The sequence below is a fragment of the Nostoc cf. edaphicum LEGE 07299 genome (assembly GCF_015207245.1).
GTDB classification, from domain to species: domain Bacteria; phylum Cyanobacteriota; class Cyanobacteriia; order Cyanobacteriales; family Nostocaceae; genus Nostoc; species Nostoc edaphicum_B.
In genome coordinates, this window is sequence record NZ_JADEXF010000572.1 from 1 (window position 1) to 3,882 (window position 3,882).

Consider the following 3,882-nt stretch of genomic DNA (forward strand, 5'->3'; position numbering starts at 1 on the left):
CCCTTGCTCCCCTGCTCCCCATCCCCGTCTCCTCAATAGCCAATCTCAATGCCAACCATAAGTAGAAGTTCTTATCTCGCTTCAGGGTGGTCAAACCATCCAACGATATACTAGGCATGGGAATTGGCAACAAATTTTCAATCGGGCGTCATCACAGCAAAAATTAAAAATGGGTGAATTTACAGGTATTAATTGAACTAATAGTTGTAACTCACTATGACTCGATGTCTTAAAGAGCGGAAACATGAATTCAGGAATTGACCTCCAAGGAACTTTTATTGAATCCCTCCGGGATTTAGGTATACCAGCAGGAACAGCCAAAGCGATTTGGATGCCGCTGCCAATGATACTGATGCTGATTGGGGCAACAGTGGGGGTATTAGTTGCTACTTGGCTAGAACGGAAAATTTCTGCCTCTGCACAGCAGCGAATTGGGCCAGAATACCAGGGGCCTTTTGGGTTGCTGGTGCCTGTAGCGGATGGTCTGAAGCTGGTATTTAAAGAAGATATAGTACCAGCCAAGTCTGACCCCTGGCTGTTTACCCTCGGCCCCATTATTGTTGTAATTCCGGTGTTTCTGTCGTTCCTGATTGTGCCCTTTGGACAGAATATCGTAATTAGCAATGTGGGCATGGGCGTATTCTTGTGGATTGCCTTGTCAAGCATTCAACCCATTGGCTTGCTAATGGCTGGCTATGCATCTAATAACAAATACTCCCTCTTAGGGGGGTTGCGGGCAGCAGCGCAATCTATTAGTTATGAAATTCCTTTGGCGCTGGCGGTATTAGCGATCGCTATGATGTCTAATAGCCTCGACACCGTTGATATTGTCAATCAACAATCTGGCTACGGCATTCTGGGTTGGAACATTTGGCGACAACCAATAGGTTTTCTGATATTTTGGATAGCCGCCCTCGCTGAATGCGAACGATTACCCTTTGACTTACCCGAAGCGGAAGAAGAAATCGTCGCAGGCTATCAGACTGAATACTCAGGCATGAAATTCGGTCTGTTCTACCTGGGTTCATACGTTAACTTGATCCTTTCTTCCTTACTAGTAGCAATTCTCTACCTGGGCGGTTGGGACTTTCCTATTCCCCTCAACCTCATCGCTGGTTGGCTGGGAGTCAGTGAATTAAATCCTGTGTTCCAGATAGTAACTGCGGCTTTGGGTATCACCATGACCGTGTTCAAAGCCTATTTACTAGTGTTTGTCGCCATCCTGTTGCGCTGGACAGTGCCACGGGTACGGATTGACCAACTGTTAGATTTAGGATGGAAGTTTTTGTTACCAGTTGGTTTGGTTAATCTCCTATTAACCGCCGCCTTGAAACTAGCCTTTCCCTTCGCCTTCGGGGGTTAGTCATTAGTCATTAGTCATTAGTCATTTGTACTAATGACCAAGGACAAATGACAAGGGACAAGGGACAAATAAAGAGAGAGTGAAACACAATGCTAAAGTTCCTGAAACAAGTTGGTGATTACGCCAAAGAAACGGTACAAGCTGCGCGTTACATTGGTCAGGGACTTTCTGTCACCTTCGACCACATGCGGCGGCGTCCAATTACTGTACAGTACCCTTACGAAAAACTAATTCCTGGCGAACGGTTTCGCGGTAGGATTCATTTTGAATTTGATAAGTGCATCGCTTGCGAAGTTTGCGTTCGCGTTTGTCCAATTAACCTACCTGTAGTAGATTGGGAATTCGACAAAGCCAGCAAAAAGAAAAAACTCAACCACTACAGCATTGACTTTGGAGTTTGTATCTTTTGCGGTAATTGTGTGGAATTTTGCCCCACTAACTGTCTATCGATGACAGAAGAATATGAGCTTTCCACTTACGATCGCCATGAATTGAATTATGACAGCGTGGCGCTAGGTCGTGTGCCGTATAAGGTAACAGACGATCCAATGGTGACACCACTGCGCGAACTAGTTTACCTACCCAAAGGCGTCCTCGAACCACATGGACTGCCCGCAGATGCGCCACGTGCAGGTGCGCGTCCAGAAGACTTGGTAGAACAAACAGAAAAATAAATGTCATTTGTCCATTGTCATTTGTCCTTTGTCCTTTGTTATTTGACCAATGACTAATGACTAATGACTAATGACCAATGACCAATGACCAATGACCAATGATTAAGGACAAAAAACAGTGAATCTAGCAGAAGGAGTACAGTTAGTATCACTTGGCATACTGGGCGTGATGATGATTGGGGCAGCCATTGGTGTGGTGCTGTTCTCCAACATCGTCTATTCTGCCTTTTTGCTGGGGGGTGTGTTCATCAGCATAGCGGGAATGTACCTGTTGCTAAATGCTGATTTTGTTGCAGCTGCACAAATACTAATTTACGTTGGGGCGGTTAACGTACTGATTTTGTTTGCCATTATGTTGGTGAACAAGCGGCAAAATTTTGTAGCATTTCCTAACTCTTGGGTGCGTAAAGTACTTACGGGTGTAGTCAGTGTAGGATTGTTTGGTCTTTTAAGTACGATGGTGCTGGCTACTCCTTGGGCGTACTCAACCGCTCCTGTAGCTGGTGGTGAAAGTTCTATAGTTTTGATTGGCGAACATTTCTTCACTGACTTTTTACTACCTTTTGAACTAGCTTCCATTTTGCTGCTGATAGCGATGGTAGGAGCAATTATTTTGGCACGTCGTGAGTATTTGCCAGATCAACTGACACGATCCAATGTGGGGCAAACTGTTTTGACTTTACAAGAACGCCCCAGAGAACTAGTATCAACAACCAGCGAAACAAAAGAGTAATATTTGCGACCTGAATCGCAGATAAACAGCCAGCTTTTTCAGGAGGGATACCCAGATTCATGCAACTCCAGTACTTTTTATTACTAGCAGCAGCTTTATTTTGCATCGGCATTTACGGTTTAATTACTAGCCGCAACGCTGTGCGGGTGCTGATGTCAATTGAATTACTGCTCAATGCTGTTAATCTGAATTTAATGGCATTTTCCAACTTCCTCGACTCAACATTAATTAAGGGTCAGGTTTTCACAGTATTTGTGATTACCGTGGCCGCAGCCGAGGCGGCGGTGGGTTTAGCGATCGTGCTGGCCATTTATCGCAACCGCGATACCGTCGATATGGAGCAGTTTAATCTCCTGAAGTGGTAATTGTGCGTGCAACTCAAGCAGGTAATCATTGCTTATAAAGCGCGAGATGCCCGGAGTAAACAATGGGCAGAACTCTGTGCGAAACAACTAGAAAGCCGCGATTGCCAAGTGTTGATGGGGCCTAGCGGGCCGAAAGACAACCCCTATCCAGTCTTTTTGGCTTCGGCGGGTCAACCAATCGATCTCGCTTTGGTTCTCGGTGGCGATGGTACTGTTTTAACTGGTGCCAGACATTTAGCCCCAGCTGGTATCCCAATTCTGGGAGTGAATGTGGGAGGTCATCTGGGGTTTTTAACTGAGTCAGTGGAAGAGTTTCAGGATACTGAGAAAGTTTGGGATCGACTGTTTGAGGATCGCTATGCTATCCAACGACGGATGATGTTGCAAGCTGCGGTGTATGAGGGTCATGGATCTAATTTAGAACCAGTGAGCGAACGTTACCTGGCTTTGAATGAATTCTGTGTCAAACCCGCCTCCGCTGACCGAATGATCACCTCAATTCTGGAAATGGAAATCGATGGTGAGGTAGTCGATCAATACGTCGGGGATGGATTGATTATTTCCACTCCTACAGGTTCCACAGGTTATACCGTTTCTGCGAATGGGCCAATTATGCATGATGGTATGGAGGCGCTTACCATTACTCCTATTTGTGCAATGAGCCTTTCTAGTCGCCCCCTCGTTTTACCCCCTGGTTCTGTGGTGAGTATTTGGCCTTTGGGGGATTACGATTTGAGTACCAAGCTG

5 protein-coding genes are annotated in these 3,882 nt (G+C 45.7%); all 5 read left to right on the forward strand.

The window, feature by feature from the left end:
* Window positions 1-244: 244 nt before the first annotated feature.
* Window positions 245-1,363, forward strand: coding sequence for an NADH-quinone oxidoreductase subunit NuoH (gene nuoH / locus IQ229_RS17030; protein ID WP_194045704.1), 1,119 nt, complete (start codon window positions 245-247; stop codon window positions 1,361-1,363).
* 89 nt (window positions 1,364-1,452) lie between these two features.
* Window positions 1,453-2,037, forward strand: coding sequence for an NAD(P)H-quinone oxidoreductase subunit I (gene ndhI / locus IQ229_RS17035; protein WP_194045706.1), 585 nt, complete (start codon window positions 1,453-1,455; stop codon window positions 2,035-2,037).
* A 118-nt stretch (window positions 2,038-2,155) separates the two neighbouring features.
* On the forward strand, window positions 2,156-2,770 hold the full coding sequence (locus tag IQ229_RS17040; protein WP_194045708.1) for an NADH-quinone oxidoreductase subunit J: 615 nt from the start codon (window positions 2,156-2,158) through the stop codon (window positions 2,768-2,770).
* A 59-nt stretch (window positions 2,771-2,829) separates the two neighbouring features.
* Window positions 2,830-3,135, forward strand: a complete 306-nt coding sequence (gene nuoK, locus IQ229_RS17045) for an NADH-quinone oxidoreductase subunit NuoK (RefSeq protein WP_006199065.1) — start codon at window positions 2,830-2,832, stop codon at window positions 3,133-3,135.
* Window positions 3,136-3,141: 6 nt separating this feature from the next.
* Window positions 3,142-3,882, forward strand: a 741-nt coding sequence (locus IQ229_RS17050) for an NAD(+) kinase (RefSeq protein WP_194045710.1), incomplete at its 3' end; no start/stop codon positions are given.

Coding starts and splice junctions, on each gene's coding strand:
- nuoK (WP_006199065.1), top strand. CDS start 2,830: ATGCAACTCCAGTACTTTTTATTACTAGCAGCAGCTTTATTTTGCATC.
- ndhI (WP_194045706.1), top strand. CDS start 1,453: ATGCTAAAGTTCCTGAAACAAGTTGGTGATTACGCCAAAGAAACGGTA.
- nuoH (WP_194045704.1), top strand. CDS start 245: ATGAATTCAGGAATTGACCTCCAAGGAACTTTTATTGAATCCCTCCGG.